The sequence below is a fragment of the Paenibacillus taichungensis genome (genome assembly GCF_003287275.1).
GTDB classification, from domain to species: Bacteria; Bacillota; Bacilli; order Paenibacillales; family Paenibacillaceae; genus Paenibacillus; species Paenibacillus taichungensis_A.
This window is the reverse complement of record NZ_QEVW01000009.1, coordinates 438,656-460,770: the sequence shown is the minus strand read 5'-3', so window position 1 is coordinate 460,770 and position 22,115 is coordinate 438,656. Positions and strand designations below refer to the sequence as shown.

Genomic DNA, 22,115 nt, shown 5'->3' with positions numbered 1-22,115 from the left:
GGGCACTATATTAAATAAGCACTATTTTAGCTGTTTCGTCAAGTTTGCCATTTCAATTGCGGCAGTAGCTGAATCCCAGCCTTTGTTTCCTGCCTTAGTTCCAGCACGCTCAATGGCCTGTTCAATATTCTCTGTTGTAACCAGGCCGAAGATTGTAGGTACACCTGTTTTCAGGTTAATTGCGGCTACACCCTTAGCCATCTCATTGCACACATAATCATAATGTGTTGTTGAACCGCGGATAACCGTCCCCAACGTAATGACTGCATCGTATTTGCCACTTTCAGCCATTTTTTGTGCAATCAACGGGATTTCAAAGGCTCCTGGAACCCACGCTACATCCACTTCATCATCTTGTACACCGTGGCGTTTGAACGCATCCAGTGCTCCGCTGAGCAATTTGCTTGTAATGAACTCGTTAAAACGTCCTACGACCACTCCATATTTTAATCCTTCTGATACCAAATGTCCTTCAAAAAAGTGTGGCATTCAAGTCATCTCCCTAATTGTATTATATGATGTACGCAGCTGATCTTTGGAAACTAGTTCACCCTTTTTAACCTCAGAAAAGCTACTCAGTTTTTTTCTTCATTCTGTTCGATATCATCGAAATTCAGCATATGACCGAGCTTCGCCTGCTTCGTGTGCAAGTAGACCGTATTATCCTCGTTCTCTTCCATCTGAATGGCAACTCGTTCCACCACTTCAAGTCCATACCCTTCAAGCCCTTTAATTTTGCGTGGATTGTTGGTTAACAACCGAATTTGGCGAACGCCTAGATCCTTGAGGATTTGGGCACCGATGCCGTAATCACGAAGATCGGCTGCAAATCCAAGCTTCAGATTGGCATCCACGGTGTCCAGACCTTCCTCTTGCAGTTTGTAGGCTTTGAGCTTGTTGATCAGTCCAATGCCTCGTCCTTCTTGTCTCATATAGAGCAGGACGCCATTGCCTTCGTCATGGATCTGTTTCAGGGCCGCATCGAATTGTGGACCACAGTCGCATCGATGAGAATGGAATACATCCCCCGTGAGACATTCGGAGTGTACGCGCACCAATACAGGTTTCGATCCATCAATTTCACCTTTAACCAAAGCGACATGCTCCTTGTTGTCCACCGCATTGGTGTATGCCACCGCCTGGAATTCACCAAAGTCCGTTGGCATGCGTACAGCTACTTCGCGTTGAACCAACTGCTCCTTCTCATTCCGGTACCGAATCATATCCTGAATGCTGATCAACTTTAGATCATGTTTGCGAGCGATCTCCTGCAGATCCGGAAGTCTGGCCATCGTGCCATCTTCCTTGATCACTTCACAGATTACACCTGCGGGATAGGAACCGCACATAATGGCGAGATCCACAGCCGCTTCCGTGTGGCCCGCGCGTCGTAGTACACCGCCATCTTTGGCGATAAGTGGGAACATGTGGCCCGGCTTGCGGAAATCTCCGCTTTTCGCTTCGGGGTCGATTAGACCCTTAACTGTAATGGAGCGTTCATGAGCCGAGATGCCCGTTGTGGTATCTTTATGATCTACAGAGACGGTAAAGGCCGTCCCATGAAAGTCCGTATTTTGCTGAACCATAGGTTTCAGGTTGAGTTCATCGGCACGTTGCTGCGTAATGGGAACACACACCAGACCTCTGCCTTCGGTAATCATGAAATTGATCACTTCAGGTGTAGCCTTTTCCGCCAAAGCGATAAAATCGCCTTCATTCTCCCGATCCTCATCATCCACCACAATGACCGGTTTACCCTGCATGAGATCGTAGATGGCTTCCTCAATAGAATTCAGAATGGATTTCTCTGACATAGGTCACCCTCCAGTTTCCATTTCAATTTATATTTGTAGTTAATTAATTATGATTTGTTAAGCAAATCCGTGATTAGCGAGGAAATCCTCACTGATACTTCGCGGCTTGCCCGCACCTGTCTCCTGATGTCCCTTACCATAGTGCAACAGATGATCCACGTATTTGCCCAAAATATCACACTCAATATTGATGGTATCACCCGTCTTTTTCACATTTAATACGGTCTCACCAATAGTGTGGGGAATAATGGATACAGTGAATGCGGTCTGTGAAGTATGCACAACAGTCAGACTAATTCCATCCAGGGTTACTGATCCTTTGGGTATCAGATATTTGAACAGCTGCGAATCATCAGGTTTGATCTCGAAAACAATTGCATTCTGGTCACGTGTAATGCTGCCAATCACCCCAGTACCATCGACATGGCCTTGAACGATATGCCCGCCAAAACGACCACCTGACAGCATGGCTCGCTCCAGATTAACTTTGCTGCCGGATTGCAACTGACTAAGATTGGTATGTCGATATGTCTCTGGCATTACATCGGCAGTAAACCCGCCACCCTCCAGGGTTGTCGCAGTTAAGCATACCCCGTTTACAGCTACACTATCGCCAATCTTCAGGTCGTTCATAATGGCGGAAGCTCCGATATTCAGGACCATCGCTTCGCCTTTCCGACCTATGCGCCGGATCTGACCAACTTCTTCCACCAAACCGGTAAACATGCTACCGCCTCCTTTATTTATTTCTTTATCGTTAATTCATTTATTCTGGCCAAACCGGAATTCCGCCAATACTAATATTATCTCCAACTTGCTCAATTTCCAGCTGATGCAATTGAATCGCTTGACTCATGCGCTCTACACCCTCGAAGCGGAAACTGCCTGGTGTTTCATATCCTCCGACGATTTTCGGAGCAATGAACATGAGCAGTCGATCTACCAACCGTGCTTCCAGCATGGCACCATTCAGTGTGCCCCCGCCTTCCAGCAGAATTGAACCAATCTCACGCTCACCGAGCTTGCTGAGTGCACTCAACAGATCAACTCGTGGTCCTGGACCACAACGTATAATCTCCACCCCATAGGCTTCCAGCCGCTCGGCCGCCTCAGAGCTCGCCTCATCCGTTGTAAGCACCCAAGTTGGTGCAAGGCCATCCTTGACCATTTTGGCTCCTACAGGCAGACGTAGCTTGGAATCGACCACAATTCGTACCGGGCTGATCCCTTCCACTTGCAAACGAGTCGTGAGTTCGGGGTTGTCTGCAATGACCGTTTCCACACCAACCATAATGCCTTGATGGCGATGACGAAGCGCGTGTACAATCTCGCGAGCTGACTCGTTAGAGATCCATTTGCTGTCACCGCTACGCGTAGCGATTTTGCCATCCAGAGTAGAGGCCGTCTTCAAAGTTACAAAGGGGAGACCTGTTGTAATGTATTTGATGAATTTCTCGTTCATCCGTCTTCCGCGCTCACGAAGCACGCCAACTTCAACTTCGATCCCTTGTTGACGCAGCATGCTGATCCCTCTGCCGGAGACTTGCGGATTCGGATCTTCGCAGCAGACGACCACACGTTTCACTTTCTCATGAATGAGACGTTCACTGCATGGTGGAGTCTTGCCATAATGACTACAGGGTTCGAGCGTAACATACACTGTACTGCCTTCGGCATCACTGCCCGCCATGTTGAGTGCATGAACCTCTGCATGACCCGTTCCCCGTTTGAGATGACTTCCGAGGCCCACGATACGTCCTTCTTTTACAACGACACAACCTACGACCGGATTGATTCCGGTCTGTCCTTGTGCCCGCTCTGCCATATCCAGTGCAAGCGCCATATAAAATTCATCATTAATCATTTCCAAGTCCGTTCACCCCACGGTTAAAATCTTAAGTTATAGACCTCCCTTCCAACAGAGAGGCATGTTCCATATCCAATAAAAAATCCCCGTCGAACAAACCGTTCGATGGGGATGATGAGAGACATGTGTCACCAGCAGTACTATTGATACATTGCCAACAACACATCGCCCAAAACTTCATTTCAGGCAAGTGAAAGCAGACACATACCTTAATGAACTTCAATTACAGGTAAAGAGCTTCTATGATGTGGCATATGTATGAAGATTGCCGGAAGTAACCGGATTTCTCCCTGCACAGAAAATGAATTCGTCAAAAACTGTACAGCAACACTCCTGCGGAATGCGGCCCCTAAAGACTGCACCCTCTCCTTCTCCCATCCAGACTATACTGTCGGTTCTGGAATTACACCAGATCAGCCATCTGCCACAGGCAGACGGGTCACGGACTTTGCATCAATGCTGGATAGATATCCTCACATACTGCATCACCGCCGGTAGGGAATTACACCCTGCCCTGAAGGATTCGTTGCGTTATTAATTGGATGTTAGCACTTTAACGTCAAAAAATCAATTGTTTTTTGTTCCTTTTTGTCACATACTAACTTTTAATAAGCTTAAGTGCAAACAAAAACCGCTTCGCTAATTGCGAAACGGTTTACATACAGTTATTGATTAAGCTTCTACTACTTCAACAGTTTCCATTTTGTCGCGACCTTCGAAAGCGTCTACGAACTCCATACCTTTGGTTACTTTACCAAATACAGTATGTTGTCCATCCAAATGTGGTTGCGGTTGGTAGCAGATGTAGAACTGACTTCCGCCTGTGTTACGGCCTGCATGTGCCATAGCCAATGTTCCACGCTCATGTTTGTTCGGGTTGATTTCACAGTTGATTGTGTAACCTGGGCCGCCTGCACCGGAACCGTTAGGACATCCGCCTTGCGCTACAAAGCCCGGAATAACACGGTGGAATACAAGACCGTTGTAGAAACCGGAGTTAGCCAGTTTCTCAAAGTTTGCTACTGTGTTTGGAGCTTCTTGATCGAACAAATCGATTACAACTTCTCCGCCGTTTGCCATTTTAATTTTTGCTTGTTTCGCCATATGTAAATGACTCCTTTCGTATTGACCATCGTTAATGGTGCCAGAACGCATGACCCTGGGCCAAGCTTTATAGCACTTTTCTTAGTGTACACCGAAAATGGTTTGATCGCAAAATAATCAGCAAGATTTTTTTCAAAATCCGGCCCTAAACATGCAAAAGAAGACAAAAAAGAGTGTCCTTTTTTGTCTTCTTCATATAGAACTCCGCTATTTGAACTTAAATTAACGGGTAACTGGCTGTTTTGCAATACGCTCAGGTACCAGATCATTCTGGATAATGTCCTGATACGTCTCACGGCGTACGACAACATCCCCTTGACCGTCTTTGACAAATACAACTGCCGGACGACGAATCCGGTTATAGTTGCTTGCCATGGAGTAGTTGTAAGCACCTGTGCAGGCTACTGCGAGCAGATCGCCACTTTGCACTTTAGGCAGGTCCAAATCCCAGATCAGCATATCGCCACTCTCACAACATTTACCAGCAACAGATACCGTTTCCTGAGCTACCTCATTTGCACGGTTTGCCAATACAGCTTCATATTTTGACTCATACAGCGCTGGACGTGGATTGTCTGTCATTCCACCATCCACAGCTACGTATTTACGAACCCCTGGAATATCTTTGCTTGTTCCAACCGTGTAGAGTGTTGTTCCGGCTTCACCTACGATGCTGCGGCCTGGTTCAACCCAGATCTCAGGCACGGCATAGCCGATTTGAGCAAAATGATTTTTTACCGCATCCGTGATAGCTTTCACGTATTGTGAAACTTCAAGCGGTGTATCTCCATCGATATAACGGATTCCGAATCCACCACCCAGGTTAACCACTTTGAAAGCAACATTAAGACGTTCATACACAGCTGCTGCAAATTCAGCAACACGTTGAACAGCCATCTGGAAGCCTTCAACTTCGAAGATCTGGGAACCGATGTGTGAATGCACACCGAGTAAAACTAAGTTCGACTGTTTGGAAGCCAATTCAATGGCTTCAAATGCGGTTCCGTTTCCGATATCGAATCCAAATTTGGAATCCGTTTGTCCTGTCGAAATATATTCATGCGTATGCGCTTCAACACCAGGCGTCACACGCAGCAAAATGTTAACTTTGCGATTTTTGTCTGCGGCTACAGCTTGCAGCAAGTGCAGTTCATTGAAGTTATCTACAACGAAGCAGCCAATTTCTGCATCAAGCGCCATTTCGATCTCTTCCAATGTTTTGTTGTTGCCGTGGAAGTGAATACGCTCTGCCGGGAAACCGGCTTGTAGTGCCGTGAACAATTCACCATCGGATACTACATCTAAGGAAAGTCCTTCTTCCGCAGCAAGGGCACACATGGCCATTACGCAGAATGCTTTACTTGCATAAGCAACTTGGAAACCCAGGCCTGAAGCACGGAACGCTTCCATGTACTCTCTGCAACGCTCACGAACTAATTGCTCGTCCACAACATACAGGGGAGTTCCAAATTGTTCTTTCAGGACGGTAGTATCGACTCCGCCAATTTCCAGATGTCCCTGTGCATTTATTTTACTTGTACCATGTAAATACATATCTGCATTCCTCACTTTTTATATACTGGAACAGCTGTTATTCCAATGATTTTACACCAGTATATCAAATTAGTGAATGAGAAGAATGGATTTTTCGGCAGATCATTTGTGTTTTTTACTTTTTTGCAATTCCCCGTCCGGATCACTGTCCATTTTGGTATTGTCACGCGTTTTGTTGATCGAAGGACGTTTTTTATTCTCCAACAGTGGCAAACGGAATAAAAAGTTACCCAAAGCCTTTGCATTAAACGGTATGAATGGCCAGAGATACGAAGAGTTGTAGGAGCGATGCAAGGTGAGCGCCACAATAATGAACGTCGTCCCGACAACGAAGCCGGGAACCTTGAATATCGCCACAGCAACGAGCAAAAACAACCTGACCAACCGATTCGCCAAACCAAGCTCATAACTGGGTGTTGCAAACATACCAATGGCGGCAATCGCCATGTAAAGTACAACTTCATTCACAAAATAACCTGTTTTCACGGCGATATCCCCGACCAAAATGGCCGCAATCAAACCCATGGCCGAAGCGAGTGGCGTCGGGGTATGAACTGCTGCCATCCGCAATAAATCCACCCCGAATTCAATAAGCAGGAACTGCAGAATCAGCGGAAGCTGTGCATTCTCGTGAGGGCCGATGAACTCCATTCCTGCTGGCTTAATGGCAGGGTCAATAACCATCAGCAACCACAACGGCAACAGGAAAAGTGAAATCAGAATACCTCCAAATCGTACCCAGCGCAGATAGGTTCCCATAAAGGCGGTCTGTCTGTTCTCTTCCGCATGCTCACATAGGTCAAAAAAGGTCGTGGGCAGAATCATCACACTGGGTGAAGTATCTACAAATACAACCACACGTCCGTCCATCAGATGGGAAGCTGTCACATCCGGTCGTTCCGAATACCGAACCAACGGATACGGGTGCCAACCCTTGTTAATAATCGCTTCTTCAAGCTGCTTATCGGCAGCAGGGATACCGTCGATATTTACTCGTTTGATTTTTTCGCGAACGGAATCTACCTGAACCTTGTCCACGATATCATCAATATACACAACACAGACATCCGTTTGCGATCTGCGTCCGACCTGCATAATTTCAAACTTTAATCCAGGGTCCCGTATTCTTCGGCGTACTAACGCCACGTTGGTCAGAAGTGTCTCTGTAAACCCGTCTCTAGAACCACGGACCACTCTCTCCAGCGAAGGTTCCTCTGGTGAGCGTACCGGATAGCTGCGGGTATCCATAACAATAACGGAACGATCCCCTTCGACGAACATGGCACTCATGCCTGTGAGGACCTTGTTAATGACAGCACTCATTTTCTCCACTCGCTCAACTTGAATATGAGGAATGTAGCATTCGAAATACGACTTCAGTGCATGTCCAGACACTTGCTCCGGTGTAAGATACGTTAATCTTTTTAACACTTCGAGCAAAATTTCATCCTTCGCAAATCCAGTCAGCAGCAGTAATCCAACGTGTTTGCCGCCCAAGACCATTTCCCTCATATTCACATCAAAGGACTCCCCAAGTCCCAACACTTGTTGAAGCGTATATCTGTTATCACTCATGCGAGGGGAAATATCGTCGTTTTCCTGCCAATATTCTACTGATTCCTCGATACTGTCAGACATTTCATTTTGCTTCTTTTTTTCGTAAGCCTTCTTTTCTTCTTCCTCCTGAATCTCATAAGGAGATTTATGCATCATCTCTTCGGATGTTGCTTCGCTGGAGTTATGCCCGTCGTTGTCTGATCTTACGTCCATTTCCCATCCTCCTTAGGCCAAACGTTTCAACGCTGGTATACAAAAAAGTCAAACAGGGAGCCTGTCATCTTCCCCAAAATCATGGCAAGCAGCAATCCAAATAGATACGATTTCATGCCCAGTCGTTTCGCCAGCACTGGCAGTACATTCAACACTTCTGTGAGTGCCGCAGCAAGCAGACCGATGAACACACCGCAAAACAGTCCGATGATCGGGCTCAGCAACACCGCTCCATGCACCTTCCAGTGCCAAAAATCCGCAACGGTACCGAGCAGCGAACCTCCGATCAAGGCCCCTTCATACCAATGGGTTTTGTCATAGGTTCGCGTAAGCTGAGCTAGTCTTGGGATCATATCAAGCACGAGAATAAGCGCAATCACACCACTTCCGACCGCGATCCCCCCCGCAATACCCAGCACAATGCTGATTGCTCCGTTAAGAACGCTCATCCGCATTCATCTCCCTGCGTTCCTCTTCATGCATACGTTCGGTTTCTTCAATCACCACATACTTGTCTACATTTTGCTGATATAGGAACATTTCCACCTCCAAAGGGGTAGGTTCTTCATTCCACTTTTTCTTGAATAAATGATTAAAGAACACGGCCATGCCAAATCCTATTCCGATTGAATACGCCACCTGAAACAGATACGGATGCTCATCCCGGCGGCCTGTAATCATCTCTACAATTCGAATCTGAACTTCCTGCATGTTTACGTCAGCATGAAAATTCATAATGGTCAACGCTGATCCAAAGAAAAGCAGCAGCCACACCAGGATAAACAGGGATTTGGAAGGTTTGCCACTTCCCGCAACTACCTCAACAAGCGTATGACCCGATCCGATCAATTCAACGGTGACATCTGGTAAGGCCCGACGGATCTGAGGGATGATCTGCAATATATCAATGAGGATCAGATTGCCATCCTCCGGTCCGGGGCGCAGCAATTCAAGTTCAAGCAACCTTCCTTCCTTTTCTTCGGGAGAGGTGAGCAAGTGAGCTACATCTCCAAGCTTGACACTTCGGCCCCTTTGGATACGAATACGGCTGCGCAATCGAACATAGACCGTTGGAGTGGGTGTCAGGGACATCCGAAACACTCCTTTACTGCGTAATTTAGGTTAGTATTTGAAGAATGTGCAAATTTATTACATTCTGGTTGGAAAAAGGTTTTGTAGACACTGAGGGCGCTTCGGGATGGATCGGCCATCGGTCGCTGTTATCCCCGGATTTCTTGAATCTCCTTTTTCAAGGAGGAAATCCGGTGCTAAAGGCGAACGCTTTGCTCCTTAGTCCGATTCCATCCCTCCGCTGCACGTGTCTCCCTTTTTTCCCAAAGGACTGAAATAAATATGCTGGGAGGCTGTAGTAAGAGAAATAATAGATGGTGAATTTGGACTTTATTTTTTCACAATCCTTTTGTTAAACAAACAAAAAAAGCCGCTATTATAGCGACTTACTGAGAAGAGAAGATCTTATGGATGGACTGGTAAGAAACTTGGGGATCAGGTATCTTTGGGGCATTTTTTTATTCACTGCCCAATACCCTCCTTATTCCTCAACTCCATTTCTCTTCTGAACTTTAACGGGGTGATTTGCATCGTTTTGCGAAATTGATTAATAAAATAGCTCGTGCTATTAAAGCCCACTTCATAAGCAATCTCGGTAATGCTGCGTTCTTGGAGTTGCAACAGCTCCACACTCTTTTGGATGCGATAATCGATTACATACTGCATGGGCGTTGTCTTCAACATTTGCTTGAAATAACGGCAGGTTTCCGAGCGACTTAATTGACCGGCTCTTGCAATGTCCTCCAATTTGATTGGTTCAGCGGAGTGCAGGTGAATCCATTCAACCATACCCTTCATTCGCTTGCTTCTGATGACTTCGGATGGATTGTATTCCAGTGCGTATCCGCTTGTAATTAGATGTTTCCATATCGTTAAAAGGCTTGAAGCCACATTCATTTCGTAAAATGGAGGCTGTTCATCCAGATTCTTTTTAACCTGCCGAATGGCGTTCAGGACTTGAGCTCCCCAGGAAATTTCCCTTTTGATATAAAGATAAGGTAAATTGGTTGCTGAGATATAAGGATGAACATACTTCAAATATAACTCGGGAGGCACAACAAAATGAGGAGAGACATTTAGACAAAGATAAATACAATTATCCTTCTTCCCCCGTTCCTCTGCCATGTGCATACAACCACTGTTGATAAACAGCCCATCGCCTTGCGTCACAATAATCTTTTGATTATTCACATGAAAAAGAGCTTCGCCCTGGACAACCAAAACAAACTGCAATTCATCATGCCAGTGCAATGGAATATGCCCGTGAACATTGCGTACAATTGTGGTTTCATAACACGCCAAAGGCAGTGTAACCGTACGATGCTCCGTCAGCTCCCTTCCATTTTGATCAATCCTGAATTCTGTTTTAAGCATATTTTCTCATCTCAATATAATGATATTTATCTGTGCGATATTGATATTATTATAGCCTATTCCATTTTAATATAGCACTATTCTTATATTTAAGGTGAGGGAACTATTCATGAAAATATCTATTAAGAGATCTAGGAAGTCAGGCCTATTCTTCGTTCTTACAGGTGCAATATGCTGGGGCGTTGGCGGAACGGTTTCACAAAAGCTGTTTCAACAATACGGAATTGAAGTCAACTGGTTTGTAACGGTACGACTGCTGATTGCCGGCATACTGCTCCTGACGGTTCAATCCTTTACAACAAGACGCTCGCAAATTTTCGATATGTGGAAGCAGAAAAAAACAGCCTTGCAGCTAATCATTTTCGGATTATTCGGGATGCTCGCTGTTCAATATACGTACATGGCGTCCATCCAACATGGCAATTCCGCGGTGGCGACCCTACTTCAATATCTGTCACCAGTCATGATCATGGTCTATATGATCTGGCGAAAACAGGCTGCTCTAACCAGAAAGGATGTTGCATCAGCGATTCTGGCTCTGAGCGGGTGTTTTCTCCTGCTGACCAATGGTTCTCCCTCTCAATTGTCTGTACCGTTACCCGCTGTATTGTGGGGGCTGTTATCCGGAGTTGCTGCTGCCTTTTATACCCTCTACGCCGTAAAACTGATTGAAAAGTTTGATTCACTCGTTGTTGTAGGCTGGGCAATGATTATCGGAGGGGCTGCACTGAGTCTCATCCACCCACCATGGAAAATGGACTTTGCCAGCTTGCGTTTGGAAACTTACGGATATATGGCTTTTACCATTATTTTTGGGACGATGATTGCATTCTGGTTCTATATCGAAAGTTTAAAAAGCCTGACAGCCAAAGAAACAAGTTTAATGGGAAGCGCAGAACCTCTTGCTGCCGTTGGCACAACTGTTATCTGGTTGCATGAACCCTTCGGGTTATTTCAATGGCTGGGGACCGCATGTATCGTTGGATTGATATTATTGTTGCAGTCGAATCGCCCCAAACCCATCCAGGCTAACGACAAATAACCTTCTCCGCATATTGACGCGCGATAGAAGGTTGTTAGTTGTCGTAAATTGGTATTTCAACACCAATATTGTTTTCTGCAATCCAAAATCACTGTGCGATCTGGTCGCGGATGGATTGAAGTATTTTTTTCTCCAGCCGTGACACCTGCACCTGGGATATACCCAGTCTACTGGCGACCTCGGACTGGGTCTGATCGCGATAATACCGGAGATATACAATCAGCCGTTCCCGTTCACTGAGACCGCCAATTGCTTCGTTTAGCGCCAGTTTGTCAAACCACCGTTCCTGAGACTCGTCGGCAATCTGGTCCATTAGTGTAATCGGATCGCCGTCATTCTCAAACACCGTCTCATGTATGGAGGTAGGCGGTTTGTTCGCTTCCTGCGCAAAAACAACTTCCTCCGGGGTTACCCCCAGCTCTTCAGCCACTTCCTTGATCGTGGGCAGACGGTCCAGGTTTTTGGACAACTCATCCCTTTTCTTGCGGACTTTATTCGCCATCTCCTTCAGTGAACGACTGACCTTAAGGGTGCCGTCGTCCCGCAGGAAGCGCTGAATTTCTCCGATAATCATCGGGACAGCATAGGTGGAGAATTTGACATCATAACTGAGATCGAATTTATCCACCGATTTGAGCAGCCCGATACAACCAATCTGGAACAGATCTTCCGGCTCATATCCCCTGTTCATAAAACGTTGTACGACGGACCAGACGAGTCTGATGTTGCAGTTCACCAGCGTATCCCGTGCGACATGGTCACCCGACTGACTGAGCGCAATCAGCCGTTTGACCTCGGCATCGTCCAAATAGGTCTGTGAAGACTGTTTCACTTCAGCATCCATAAGACCACCAACCCCTAATTATACAATGCTTTCTTGGATTCAATCCTTTTCTTCATCTTGATGGAGGTGCCTCTGCCGGGCTCACTGCTGACTTCGAATTCATCCATGAAGTTTTCCATAATGGTGAAGCCCATCCCCGAGCGCTCAAGTTCGGGTTTGGACGTATACAACGGCTGTTTGGCCAGTTCAAGGTCTTCGATGCCTTCACCGCGGTCTTCCACAATGATAGTGATCATGTCATCGCGAATCTCGGCTTGAATGGACACGACACCTTCCGGATTGTTGTTATAACCGTGAATGATGCTGTTCGTTACGGCTTCCGAAATGACTGTCTTCAGATCGCTAAGCTCGTCCATCGTAGGATCAAGCTGGGAGATGAAGGCAGCAACCGTCACCCGTGCGAACGATTCGTTCTCCGACTTGGCCGCGAATTGCAGATTCATGAAATTTGTCCCCGTTCCTTCATTCATGAGACGACCTCCAGACCCGAGAGAGCAGTTCCCTCATTTTCGTAAATCGGCATAATCTTGAACAAACCCGACATTTCCAGCAAACGATACACTGGCGGATTGACATCACAGACAACCATCTTGCCGCCTTTATTCTTAATGAGCTTGTATCTTCCCAAAATGACACCCAGACCCGAACTGTCCATAAATTGCAGATCTTTCAGGCTGAGTACCAGATGCTCGCATTGTCTGCGCTGGATGGCTTCATCCATCTGCATCCGTACCATGTCAGCTGTATGGTGATCCAGCTCCCCGGATAATCGCACAATCAGAATCCCGCGGTGATGTTCCATTTCCACATGCAAGTTCACGTTTGCTCACTCTCCTCCCTGTCTTGAACAAGGATTTCTACGTTCTCGAAGGCTTTTCCTGCCCCCCGACAAAACTAGAAGAAAACCCCTATTTAACTACAAAATATGTTCAACGGATGTGCGCAACCTGCATAAATCGCCGTTTAATCAAACAGATTGGAGGTTGTGCGTTTGAATAGCTTCCACCAGCCAGCCTTGTCCACATCCTGTGGAGCCTGAATGTCGAATTCCTTGATGACTTCATTGCCCTGGTAGACGACAAGCTTACCTACACTCTGACCTGCTTTGACCGGAGCTTTTACTTCTTTGGCCATCAGCAATTCATGACGGATCTCATCCGATTTCGCACCTTTGCGCATCAGCACACTATAATTTTGCGTTGCATTCAGCGGCAATTCGGCAACTTCACCTTTTTCAATTTTCAGGCTGCCCAGCAGGTCCCCTGACTTGTACAGAGCTTTCATCGTGTACTGCCCAAAAGCATAGTCAAACATCGAGGACACCTCGCTGTTCCGTGTTTTGGTATTTGGTTCACCCAATACCACGGAAACGACACGCAGCCCATCTTTCATCGCTGTAGCCGAGAGACAAAACTTCGCTTCGGAAGTGTATCCTGTTTTCAACCCATCCGCACCGGAGTAGAAACGAACCAATTTGTTCGTATTCACCAGCCAGAATGGCTTCTCGCTATCTTTACGAAGGTAGTCCTGGTATGCACCGGTATATTTCGTAATCCCCGGATGCTTCAGCAGTTCACGGCTCATGACCGCAATATCATGCGCGGAAGAATAATGATTATCTACCGGAAGGCCGTTACAGTTGGCAAAATGAGTATCCTTCATGCCAAGCTCCTTCGCCCGCTCATTCATTAATTGAACAAAAGCTTCCTCGGAACCGGCAATTTTCTCAGCCATCGCCACAGAGGCATCATTACCGGAAGCCATAGCAATCCCTTTTAACATATCGTCTACCGTCATCTCTTCCCCAGGTTCCAGAAATATCTGTGATCCACCCATGGATGCGGCATATTCACTCGTTCTCACTTTATCCGTCAGCTTCAGCTTGCCAGAGTCGACCGCTTCAATGGTGAGCAGCATGGTCATAATCTTCGTAATGCTCGCCGGAGGCAGCTGATCATGACTGTTTTTTTCAAAAATGACCGTGCCCGTATCTGCATCCATCAAAATGGCGGAGCGTGCCGACGGGGCCAAATCTGTTCCCCCCGCTGCTTTGGGAGTTTCTTCAGCCAGCGCGGTTGATGCCATCAGGGGCAGCAGGATACAAAGGGTCATGAACGATGCCATTATTCGTTTCTTCACTAGGGTTACCTCCTCAAATAACTTGCTTACTGCATGTTCCATGCATGCATGTACTGCTAATCATTGTCGGCCCGATTGAAGTAAATTATTCCATGTAAAGAATGATTTGCCGAACTTTTTATGTAATCCGTGTGAAACACCAAAAAACGAGCCTGAACTACTGGATGAGTGAACGGTCCGTTAAGGAAAATAAAAAAAGGCAACCTGCCCCAATGAATCACATTAGGGTAGATCGCCTTTTCTATATGATCAGTTACATTTGTGGAATAACAGCCAGGACAAGGGCCAGGAACGATTCACGAACACGTTCTGTTGTCTCCATAACTTCATCATGCGACAACGGCTGGTCCAGAATGCCGGCAGCCATGTTGCTGATACAAGAAATACCGAGCACTTCCAGGCCTGCGTGGCGTGCTACGATAACCTCAGAGACGGTAGACATGCCGACAGCATCCGCACCCAACGTACGCAGCATAACGATCTCAGCTGGTGTCTCGTAGTTTGGACCAAGCATACCTGCATATACACCTTCACGTACATCAAAACCTTGTGACGCGGCTGTATCCTTCGCCAGCGCACGCAGACGGCGGCTGTACGCTTCGGACAGATCCGGGAAGCGAACACCCAGTGCGGAGTCATTCGGTCCGATTAATGGATTCTTGCCTGTGAGATTGAGATGATCCGAGATCAGCATCAGGTCACCCGCTTCATAAGAGGTATTTACGCCACCTGCTGCGTTCGTTACGAGCAGAGAAGTTACGCCCAGCTCTTTCATAACACGTACCGGGAAGGCAGTCAGTTCAGGACCATAACCTTCATACATGTGGAAACGACCTTTCATCATAACAACCGGACGGCCTTTAATGGTCCCCACAAGCAATTCGCCTTCATGTCCCTCTACTGTGGACACCGGAAAATGCGGAATATCCTGATAAGCGATGCTTACACCATCTTCAATCAATTCCGCCAAAATGCCAAGCCCTGAACCTAAAATCAAACCGACTTCCGGTTTAATAGTACTTTTGCTTTGGATGTAAGATGCCGCTTCCAAAATCATCTGTTGGTTTAATGCTGTCATAAATGTTCCCCCTTGAGTTGAAACGATCCGTCTGTATCCGCAAATGGTATCAATCAAAACTACGCGTTATCAACGCGCTTAAATGATGCATTTGCTTATGTATAACGGCGTTTAAATGTGTTCAATTTATTTTATCCTAAATCGGACTATTGTTCCGCTTTTTTTTGCAGATTTATATCCAAGTAGAAACTATTTTGCCCGCGGATGATGAGATTCATAAATCTCTTTCATCGTTTTGCGGCCATGATGTCCATATTGTTGCCCAGGCTGCTCCACGTGACCGAGCATGTCCTGCACCGCGCGGGTATCTGCCCCACTGGCAATCAGGTGAGCGGCAAAGGAATGACGCAGCGTATGTGGTGTAATTTCACCCGATATTCCCGCATCCATCGCTGCTTTTTTGAGCAACTTCCAGAATCCTTGACGGGTTAATCGTTTCCCAGATACGTTGACAAAGAGAGCCTGCTCGTCCGTATCATTTTTAATTAGCAGGTTGCGGTACTCGTTCACATAAACACTTGCCCACTCTGCTGCAGGCGCACCTATTGGCAAAATCCGTTCTTTACCGGCACCTCCACAGCGGATAAAGCGCATGCCTGGCTGTACGTCCCGCACATCCAGTGCAATCAGTTCAGATACACGAATGCCTGTCGCATACAATAGCTCCAGCATGGCCCGGTCACGCACCCCTTGCGGTGAACGGGTATCGGGGGAGACGAGCAGCAATTCGATCTCTTGGACGGTCAACACCTGCGGCGGTGTCTTGTCTGCTTTTGGAGCCTCCACATCAAACGTAGGGTCCTGTAATATGTCACCACGCCGCATCAAAAAATGAAAATAGGAGCGCAGTGATACGACGCTGCGGGCAATGGTTGCATTCGCACGTCCTGCCTGTTTCTGCTGACCTATAAACAGGATAACATGCGTCCGGCGCACCTGCTCCGCTTCCCGGATACCGTATTCTTTATCCGCAAATTCGATGAACTTGTCCACGTCCCGAAGATACGATTCCAGCGTGCTGCTCGACATCCCTTTATCCTCTTCCAAGTATAAGGCATAGGCGTGTATCGTCTGCTTCATGCACAACGCTCCTCATCTGACAGGACTGCCACACGGGCAACCTGCTTCCGTATTTGCATCCCTGGCTGTCCAGCTACTCTCCGTACCAATAAAATAAACGGAGACGCTCTGCCATTGTAGGACGTCCTTCCCCGTTACTTGGCCAAACCGTTTCCTGAAATACTTTAACCGCATTTCCTGTTGGCATCTGATATTGGTCCACAGGTGAGATCCATCCGTTGAACAAATCCAGGACATGATAGAACAGATAAACTAATGCAGCAAAAAATACGATAAATCGAATAAAACGGAGTCCTCTCCGCAGCGATATAATCATGGGTTGTACCCCTTTCTGGTTCGAATCCGACTCGTCTAGAATCAGGGTATGTTACCGAACACAGGAATATGACATTCAGGGTAAACCTCACATCACACGCTGGACCAAAAAAGCTCTCCCGTCAAAACCGCCGGTGAGAGCTTGAAGATATGCTATGTTATTCTTCGTCTTTGGGCTTCTGGTCATTTTTAGCTTTGCAACGGTAACAAATCCCATGGAAATCCAGTCGGTGATCTACTACCGAAAAGTTAAATTCCCGCTCCAGTCGCTCTTCAAGCGGTCCAAGCCAGTCTTCACGTATTTCATCCATACTTCCGCATTGAACACAGATTAAGTGATGATGGTGATGCTTGGATGTATCTCCGCGTAGATCATAACGCGCTACACCGTCGCCGAAGTTGATTTTCTCTACAACATGCAGCTCACTCAGCAGTTCGAGGGTACGGTACACGGTTGCGAGACCGATTTCGGGAGCCTTTTCTTTCACGAGCATGAATACGTCTTCTGCGCTCAGATGATCTTCTTCATTCTCAAGAAGTACTCTTACGGTGGCTTCCCGCTGGGGCGTTAATTTATATCCTTGGGACTGTAGTTGCTGCTTAATTTTATCGATCCGTGCTTCCATTTTCTCCCTCCCCCTAGGAAATCACTGCACACTGCAACTTAACCCACTTCTTTCATTATAGGGGGAGTACATAATTAAAGTCAACATTTTACACTGTCACGCGCAAAGCTAAGCTGGTAGCAGCATCGGTGTGACCCAGCGCATCATCGCAGGTGTAACCCATGTTTCAAATGACGCAACCCCTAACAGCAGTGCTGCCATAACGAGAGTTAACACGATATATGAAGCAAAAGGTTTCTGACGACCTGGTGTCCGCTGCATCAGAACACGGTTCCGAATAATGTATAACGAAAAGGTCATGGCCGACACACTGCAAATGAGCAGCACCGGAATCACGAATAAATTATGAGGCGCAACGGAAACCAGGGCAAACAACAGCCCTTTCCATGAATACTGTCCAACAAGGTACCCCACGGTAAAACCAATGAGCACACCTTTCAGAAAATCCAGAACCAATATGCCCGGCAGACCGATGACCGATAAGCCCAGAATGAAAATCAGACCAACCCACTTTAAATGAAGCATGGCAATGTCCCAATAGGTTCCTGTCTCAATCACTTGTCCGCTGTGCTGTACCGTCATGAAGAAGTTACCGAGGTATCCCTCCAGATCCTGGCGCTGTTCAAGGGATAGGGCATTAACCATCAGGGCGCCAAAAATGACACCCACCAGGAACAAGACAGCCACAAATACATATAAAGAGGTTTGGCCTTTGAATGTGAAGTAGGCAGAACGCATACAGGTACGGGTCCCCTTTCCGGTTATCATGCTGCAAGGATAACGAGTGAAATCCTCATAGTCATTCTTATGAACCGGAAAGCACACGTATGACTTCTTGTCCAGATTCCAATTCCTTCTCCATGACAAAATGCCATTCCCGCACCAAATGGTGCTTACTCACTTTACGAACCTGCCGTAAACTCCTTTACTCTATTCTTTCCTTGTTGGACACTTTTCCGTAAGTGCCTCCACCACCAGATGACAGTTCCAGTTGGCCATTCCGCGCAGCAACGATAAGACCTGCAAGTACCTGTCCAACGACCTCTGCAAGTTCATCCTCGCTTGTACGATGTAATACGTTCATTTCGGTACCAAAACGATCCAGCAGCTGGCGCAATTTGGCTTTCCCCAAACCCGGGATGAATTCCAATGGTACCTGATAGTGATAAGCCGGTCGGTTTGCTGGAACATGCGGACTCTCCCGATCCGCGATTGCCAGTATGCGATCGAGCACACCTTGCACAAGTTTCATACTGCCACAGTATGGACAACGTTCTGCCGACATCGCTTGCTCATCCATAATGCTTCCACAAGATGCACAATAGGTGCGGTGGTATTTGCCAAGTCTTGGATTCAAACCGTAATTGGCTGTAAGGCTTCTACCTGCCTGTCCTTTAAGTGCCATATTGAATTCGTCAAAGGAAGGCTTCTCGAGTTGTAACTGGTTGTACTCTCGTCCAATCTTGCCCAGAGAATGAGCATCCGAGTTAGTTAAAAAAGGAACTTGCTCCAGTTCCCGAATATAACTGGCCATGGAAGAATCGGAGCTTAGCCCAAGCTCAACCGCATCGATCAGGCTAGTATCCAGCACATCGGCCATACGAGGGGCTGTGCTTCCGTATATGCCTTTATGCGGTGTGAACGCATGCGCTGGCACAATTAGCCCGCCACGCGCCTTTATCTCGGCCTGCATCTCAAGTGCGGGTACATATACCCGCTGTGAGCTCAGGTTTACATTTTTCATATAACGTTTCATCCAGTCCGTGAAGGACTTCATGGTTTTCAGATCACGGAAGTAGGCCAGCATATGAAACTCCCGCATTCCTGGCTCACGCAGCTCCAATTCCGTACCCAGCAGGATGGTTGTATCCTGATACGCAATACCCCCTCCCTCCAGCTCGGACATCGTGCCGTTCTCAAGCAGCTGTTCGATGTCCAGCTGTACAACCGGAGAGTGACAATCAATGACACCGAGTAGATGAATTCCTTTGCGATCCGAGGCTTCTCTAGCAATGTTCTCGAATGTCAAATCACGGCTGCCACTGATTTTAACTGTTTCACCGCGCGAAGTTCGTCCAATGTGAATATGGAGATCTGCATAACAAGGCTCCCACCCTGCAGACGCTGCCTGCTGCTCATTCATCATTAAAACCGTCCTGTCGTTCTGTAAAGATCCCATGCATACACAGCCATCATCGTTTTGGCATCACTGATCCGATTCTGATCCATCAACTGATAAGCCTCTTCAATTGTAATCTCGGACACTTCAAGAAATTCATCTTCGTCCAAAGCCATGTCCCCTGCTTCGAGCTCCTCAGCGATGTACAGATGGATGATCTCATCCGCAAATCCCGGCGAAGTGTAAAACGAACGCAGATGCCGCAGTGATTTGGCTACATAACCGGTTTCTTCGCGCAATTCACGCGCTGCTGCCACTTCAGGTTCTTCTCCTGGGTCCAGTTTGCCTGCCGGAATCTCAACTTCGGTACGTCCCATGGCCTGACGATACTGATCAACGACCAGCATACGATCGCCATTCAGCGCGAGGACAGCTACTGCTCCAGGGTGACGGATGATCTCACGGGTAGCGGTCTGACCGTTAGGCAGCTTGACCGTGTCGACTTGAAGGGAAATAACTTTGCCCTCGAAGATGGGCTTTGTCGATATCGTCTCTTCGTCAAGTTTTGGATTGGCAGGATGCTTATGATTGATTGAATTCATCTGTTCTTCAACTCCACTTCTTCGAATTTTGGTTCTCTTTATACGTATAAAGCTCTGTATTTTGGCATATGGTGAGCTTATAGCGATTTCAAACAAATATAACAAATCAGGGGGACAACCAATGAACAGTTATTTAACACCGCAATCCGTACACGTGGTCGGACAAGCCAGACAAGTCCAGCTCATACTCAAACAATGGGTGCGTGAGTGGGGTCCAGATGCTAAGTTAATCGATATGCTCGCTGGACGTAAATGATTCTATTCTTGGTCTGCAATACCCATGAAATATAACATGGTTTTGCCAAAAAGTCCGAACTCGGTTTGTACCGGATTCGGACTTTTCAGTTGAAGAACGGGGGAGTTTCACCCTCAGTCTCTTTGATTATTTTTTACTCGCAGCCGTTTCCTGAATAATAGCTACAACCACTTCAGATAGTTTCACAATATCCTCGGCTCGGATGCGTTCTTTCGTCGTATGGATGTCTTCATAGCCTACAGCCAGGTTGACCGTGGGTATGTTGAACCCATTAAAGATGTTGGCATCACTGCCACCACCGGATGCAAACGTGCTAGTCTCCAGCCCCAGGCTCCGAATGGCACGCTGTGCAAGCTGAACAACCTCATGTTCATCATGGAAGCCAAATGCAGGATACAGGATCTCACTGCGGAATTCAGCGGTTGCACCGTATTTGCGGCATGTCGTTTCCAATGCTTCACGCATCTGGGCCACTTGAAGTTCTACCTTCTCCTGCACAATACTGCGTGCCTCAGCCTCAATCTGCACAAAATCGCAGACGACGTTCAGTGCTGATCCGCCCTGGAATTTGCCGATGTTCGCCGTAGTCTCATCATCAATTCGTCCCAGCTTCATCGCTGCAATGGCTTTGGCCGCCACTTGGATGGCACTGATGCCGTCTTCCGGATTCACGCCCGCATGTGCGGATTTCCCATAGATCTTCATCTGAATTTCAGCTCTGGCTGGAGCAGCCACACAGATAGTACCCACGGCTCCGTTGGAATCCAGGGCATAACCGAACTCGGCTTCAATATCCTTCGGATTCATTGCGCGTGCACCAACCAGACCCGACTCTTCACCTACGGTAATCACAAATTGAATTTTTCCATGTGGAAGGTTGTTCTCTTGAATAGCTCGAATCGCTTCAAACAAAGCGGCGATCCCCGCTTTGTCATCTGCACCCAGAATTGTCGTGCCGTCACTGCGAATCCAGCCATCTTCACCCAGCTCAGGTTTAATTCCTTGTCCAGGCGTTACGGTATCCATATGACATGTAAAAAAGATTGGTGATGCTTCTTCCGCACCCTCGGCTTCCCAGGTAATTACGAGATTACCCGCACCATGTCCGGTTTTCTCCATAGTGTCGTCCTCATATACACTGAGGCCCAGCTGAGTAAACTGATCTTTTAGCACTTTTGATATATTTTGTTCATGGGTTGTTTCACTATCAATCTGCACCAGTTCCATAAACTGATCAATAACACGTTGCTGTTTTATCATAGGACTTTCCTACCTTTCGTGGATACGGTACAATACAATTACTATGGTCTGTTTATTTATTTGTTGAAAGGAGTTCTCTTCATGCAAAAAAAGAAATGGTTCCGCATCATTATCTATCTCATGCTGCTCGCCATGATTGGGTCCACCCTTTTCATTGCGCTCGAACCTTTATTGTTCGGATAGAAACATGAAGCCTTTTG

Annotated in this window: 25 protein-coding genes and 1 riboswitch; of the genes, 3 read left to right on the top strand and 22 right to left on the bottom strand. The window is 47.0% G+C overall.

Annotated features, from left to right (window positions below):
- Positions 1-21 precede the first annotated feature (21 nt).
- The 10 genes from ribH to DC345_RS16860 all read right to left on the bottom strand — a co-directional run bounded on the left by ribH (position 22) and on the right by DC345_RS16860 (position 10,554).
- Positions 22-489, bottom strand: coding sequence for a 6,7-dimethyl-8-ribityllumazine synthase (gene ribH / locus DC345_RS16905; RefSeq protein ID WP_063565743.1), 468 nt, complete (start codon positions 487-489; stop codon positions 22-24).
- Positions 490-575: 86 nt separating this feature from the next.
- Positions 576-1,814 carry a bifunctional 3,4-dihydroxy-2-butanone-4-phosphate synthase/GTP cyclohydrolase II gene (locus DC345_RS16900; protein WP_113054033.1) on the bottom strand — a complete coding sequence of 413 codons (1,239 nt, stop codon included), beginning with the start codon at positions 1,812-1,814 and terminating at the stop codon, positions 576-578.
- A gap of 57 nt (positions 1,815-1,871) precedes the next feature.
- The gene (ribE, locus tag DC345_RS16895; RefSeq protein WP_113054032.1) at positions 1,872-2,540 is read right to left on the bottom strand and encodes a riboflavin synthase; all 669 of its coding nucleotides are present in this window, start codon (positions 2,538-2,540) and stop codon (positions 1,872-1,874) included.
- A gap of 40 nt (positions 2,541-2,580) precedes the next feature.
- Positions 2,581-3,684: a bifunctional diaminohydroxyphosphoribosylaminopyrimidine deaminase/5-amino-6-(5-phosphoribosylamino)uracil reductase RibD gene (gene ribD, locus DC345_RS16890; protein ID WP_181586613.1), complete on the bottom strand. Its 1,104-nt coding sequence runs from the start codon at positions 3,682-3,684 to the stop codon at positions 2,581-2,583.
- A gap of 359 nt (positions 3,685-4,043) precedes the next feature.
- Positions 4,044-4,207, bottom strand: a riboswitch (FMN riboswitch).
- 146 nt (positions 4,208-4,353) lie between these two features.
- Positions 4,354-4,785, bottom strand: a complete 432-nt coding sequence (locus tag DC345_RS16885) for a peptidylprolyl isomerase (protein ID WP_024630947.1) — start codon at positions 4,783-4,785, stop codon at positions 4,354-4,356.
- Positions 4,786-5,007: 222 nt separating this feature from the next.
- Positions 5,008-6,339, bottom strand: coding sequence for a diaminopimelate decarboxylase (lysA, locus tag DC345_RS16880; RefSeq protein WP_113054031.1), 1,332 nt, complete (start codon positions 6,337-6,339; stop codon positions 5,008-5,010).
- Positions 6,340-6,441: 102 nt separating this feature from the next.
- Positions 6,442-8,052: a spore germination protein gene (locus DC345_RS16875; protein ID WP_099858268.1), complete on the bottom strand. Its 1,611-nt coding sequence runs from the start codon at positions 8,050-8,052 to the stop codon at positions 6,442-6,444.
- A gap of 83 nt (positions 8,053-8,135) precedes the next feature.
- The gene (locus tag DC345_RS16870; protein ID WP_076291911.1) at positions 8,136-8,564 is read right to left on the bottom strand and encodes a stage V sporulation protein AB; all 429 of its coding nucleotides are present in this window, start codon (positions 8,562-8,564) and stop codon (positions 8,136-8,138) included.
- The gene (locus DC345_RS16865; protein ID WP_076291910.1) at positions 8,545-9,201 is read right to left on the bottom strand and encodes a stage V sporulation protein AA; all 657 of its coding nucleotides are present in this window, start codon (positions 9,199-9,201) and stop codon (positions 8,545-8,547) included. The genes DC345_RS16870 and DC345_RS16865 overlap by 20 nt, the downstream gene beginning before the upstream one ends.
- Positions 9,202-9,642: 441 nt before the next feature.
- Positions 9,643-10,554, bottom strand: a complete 912-nt coding sequence (locus DC345_RS16860) for an AraC family transcriptional regulator (RefSeq protein ID WP_113054030.1) — start codon at positions 10,552-10,554, stop codon at positions 9,643-9,645.
- Positions 10,555-10,663: 109 nt separating this feature from the next.
- Here DC345_RS16860 and DC345_RS16855 point away from each other — a divergent pair, with 109 nt between their 5' ends.
- On the top strand, positions 10,664-11,596 hold the full coding sequence (locus tag DC345_RS16855) for a DMT family transporter (protein WP_113054029.1): 933 nt from the start codon (positions 10,664-10,666) through the stop codon (positions 11,594-11,596).
- Positions 11,597-11,684: 88 nt separating this feature from the next.
- On the opposite strand, the gene sigF is transcribed toward DC345_RS16855, so the two are convergent.
- The 11 genes from sigF to DC345_RS16800 all read right to left on the bottom strand — a co-directional run bounded on the left by sigF (position 11,685) and on the right by DC345_RS16800 (position 20,399).
- Entirely contained in the window at positions 11,685-12,440 is a 756-nt protein-coding gene (gene sigF, locus DC345_RS16850) for an RNA polymerase sporulation sigma factor SigF (RefSeq protein WP_076291907.1), read from the bottom strand.
- A 14-nt stretch (positions 12,441-12,454) separates the two neighbouring features.
- Positions 12,455-12,910, bottom strand: a complete 456-nt coding sequence (gene spoIIAB / locus DC345_RS16845) for an anti-sigma F factor (protein WP_062324397.1) — start codon at positions 12,908-12,910, stop codon at positions 12,455-12,457.
- The gene (gene spoIIAA, locus DC345_RS16840; protein ID WP_036663380.1) at positions 12,907-13,260 is read right to left on the bottom strand and encodes an anti-sigma F factor antagonist; all 354 of its coding nucleotides are present in this window, start codon (positions 13,258-13,260) and stop codon (positions 12,907-12,909) included. Before spoIIAA ends, spoIIAB begins: the two co-directional genes overlap by 4 nt.
- 143 nt (positions 13,261-13,403) lie before the next feature.
- Positions 13,404-14,525: a D-alanyl-D-alanine carboxypeptidase family protein gene (locus tag DC345_RS16835; protein ID WP_258530698.1), complete on the bottom strand. Its 1,122-nt coding sequence runs from the start codon at positions 14,523-14,525 to the stop codon at positions 13,404-13,406.
- 307 nt (positions 14,526-14,832) lie between these two features.
- Positions 14,833-15,657, bottom strand: coding sequence for a purine-nucleoside phosphorylase (locus DC345_RS16830; RefSeq protein WP_090900713.1), 825 nt, complete (start codon positions 15,655-15,657; stop codon positions 14,833-14,835).
- 189 nt (positions 15,658-15,846) lie between these two features.
- Positions 15,847-16,737: a tyrosine recombinase gene (locus DC345_RS16825; RefSeq protein ID WP_113054027.1), complete on the bottom strand. Its 891-nt coding sequence runs from the start codon at positions 16,735-16,737 to the stop codon at positions 15,847-15,849.
- Between the two features lie 73 nt (positions 16,738-16,810).
- A complete protein-coding gene (locus DC345_RS16820; protein ID WP_024630960.1) occupies positions 16,811-17,053 on the bottom strand; it encodes a DUF4227 family protein in 243 nt (80 codons plus the stop codon).
- A 157-nt stretch (positions 17,054-17,210) separates the two neighbouring features.
- On the bottom strand, positions 17,211-17,678 hold the full coding sequence (gene fur, locus DC345_RS16815; protein WP_024630961.1) for a ferric iron uptake transcriptional regulator: 468 nt from the start codon (positions 17,676-17,678) through the stop codon (positions 17,211-17,213).
- A gap of 108 nt (positions 17,679-17,786) precedes the next feature.
- Complete coding sequence (spoIIM, locus tag DC345_RS16810; RefSeq protein WP_113054026.1) at positions 17,787-18,416, bottom strand: stage II sporulation protein M; 630 nt, start codon at positions 18,414-18,416, stop codon at positions 17,787-17,789.
- Positions 18,417-18,603: 187 nt separating this feature from the next.
- Positions 18,604-19,824 carry an endonuclease Q family protein gene (locus DC345_RS16805; protein ID WP_397333674.1) on the bottom strand — a complete coding sequence of 407 codons (1,221 nt, stop codon included), beginning with the start codon at positions 19,822-19,824 and terminating at the stop codon, positions 18,604-18,606.
- Positions 19,824-20,399, bottom strand: coding sequence for an NUDIX domain-containing protein (locus DC345_RS16800; protein ID WP_113054025.1), 576 nt, complete (start codon positions 20,397-20,399; stop codon positions 19,824-19,826). Before DC345_RS16800 ends, DC345_RS16805 begins: the two co-directional genes overlap by 1 nt.
- Positions 20,400-20,520: 121 nt before the next feature.
- On the opposite strand from DC345_RS16800, the gene DC345_RS16795 reads away from it, so the two are divergent.
- A complete protein-coding gene (locus tag DC345_RS16795; protein ID WP_090810664.1) occupies positions 20,521-20,655 on the top strand; it encodes a Z-ring formation inhibitor MciZ in 135 nt (44 codons plus the stop codon).
- Between the two features lie 126 nt (positions 20,656-20,781).
- Here the strand turns inward: DC345_RS16795 and DC345_RS16790 are convergent, their stop codons facing one another.
- Positions 20,782-21,915, bottom strand: coding sequence for a tripeptidase T (locus DC345_RS16790; protein ID WP_113054024.1), 1,134 nt, complete (start codon positions 21,913-21,915; stop codon positions 20,782-20,784).
- A gap of 81 nt (positions 21,916-21,996) precedes the next feature.
- Between DC345_RS16790 and prli42 the strand changes: the two genes are divergently transcribed.
- Complete coding sequence (gene prli42 / locus DC345_RS16785; RefSeq protein WP_090810668.1) at positions 21,997-22,098, top strand: stressosome-associated protein Prli42; 102 nt, start codon at positions 21,997-21,999, stop codon at positions 22,096-22,098.
- Positions 22,099-22,115: the final 17 nt, after the last annotated feature.